Raw genomic sequence first — 1,465 nt, 5'->3', positions numbered from 1 at the left:
GGCTTCCGCCCCAGTCATTGCGCACTGCATGTAAATCAGAGTGGCATACGCCACAATATAAAATTTCAATTTCTACATCGTTATCGCGTAAATCGCGGCGCTCAAAAGTATATTCACCTAGTTGCGCACCTTCGCTTTTTGCTGCATATCCTACTGTTTTCATAACAACTCCATAGTCTGTAAAAATTTAAGTCGTCTACCTTTTCGCTTATTTAAGTGCTTTATTTTAAAACCAATCCCATAAGGGCTGCCTCTAAAAATAATACCGGTATGCACTTTGATGTGGTTTACACTAACGCCGGCGCAGTGAATGCACCCTGACCAAAAAAGCCCAACAAGGTTGGGCTTTTTAAACTCAAATGTTGGTTACTTATCCAGTAACGTATTTATCTCATCAATGAGTGAATGTATACGTTCAGCATTTTTTCCTAAATCACTTCGCCCCACGCGTGACTTACTGCGTATATCGACAAAGCGCTGGCTGCCTTCATCATTGATACGCACAACTACATCGTCTTTAAAACCAAACCATGTGGTGGTATCCGTTGCTTCTACTAGGCCCGTAGCCGCATTAACATTAATAAGCTCAAACCCTAAATTTTTAACCGCTTGCTCGGTAGCAGCCAATATGTCTGTTTTTGATTGTGCATAATTTAGTGTTTTTAGCTCAGGGTAAGCTTTGCGTTGCTGCGTGGCTGTTTCTTCTCCTGCGTATTCAGCTGGGTTTTTAGCATCCGCTCGCAGCGGTACAATTGCCACAAATTTTGGCGGGTTAATTAAATCGGTCGAAATATCATGGATCGCGGGTAGGCTTTTAGCCTTGCTCATCATGCTCAGTGGCATTGCAATCGCGATGGCTGCAAACACCAACGCCATTAAAGTGCTGCCCATGCTAAGCGTTTTACGCATAAAAATAACCTGTATAACAAGCAGCACTAATGCAGCGCCACCCACATACACACCAAATCTAAACCCTGCAAACGCAGTACTTAGTTCAACAACCCCATACTTATATAAAGGCCCTGGCAGTAAAACGAGTAAAAAAGCGATTAAACTTACTAAGCTCACTAAAATTTTCATTATTATGATTCCTTTATCATGTGTGATCTTTAATTTTAAGTATTTGAAACCAGTACATTATACTGCCAAGCACTGGGTTTAGATTACAATTAACAGCTCACGCCACTGTATAGTGATACTTAAGTGCTTTAAATAATAAGCTTTGTCCAAAAACCTTAAAATAAGCTAATTAAAACAACTAAATAACGCATTTTTATTATCAAGCAGCGGCGCTTTAACCTTAAACTAACGTACCTAGGCTGGCGTGTCAGTATCATTACACAAAAAAGTCTAAGGTAGCGCTGTTAAAGTTACTTAAATTAGGAAAAATATCAACCAGCTCCGAAACAGGCACGCCAAACCACTGCGCTAACGTTGCAAAGTATTGCTCGTTAGCCACTTGCGG

At 40.8% G+C, this 1,465-nt stretch carries 1 protein-coding gene and 1 pseudogene; both read right to left on the bottom strand.

The annotated features are described in order from the left end of the window. Positions 1–163: pseudogene (locus tag L650_RS24125) on the bottom strand (alcohol dehydrogenase catalytic domain-containing protein); the annotation flags it as partial. Between the two features lie 203 nt (positions 164–366). Beyond that, entirely contained in the window at positions 367–1,080 is a 714-nt protein-coding gene (locus L650_RS0113135) for a DUF1499 domain-containing protein (RefSeq protein WP_029773403.1), read from the bottom strand. Between the last annotated feature and the right edge of the window lie 385 nt (positions 1,081–1,465).

Source organism: Pseudoalteromonas sp. TB51 (genome assembly GCF_000498055.1).
In the GTDB taxonomy this organism is placed as follows: domain Bacteria; phylum Pseudomonadota; class Gammaproteobacteria; order Enterobacterales; family Alteromonadaceae; genus Pseudoalteromonas; species Pseudoalteromonas atlantica.
The sequence above is the reverse complement of the archived record's forward strand: the minus strand, read 5'-3'. Positions and strand labels throughout refer to the sequence as shown.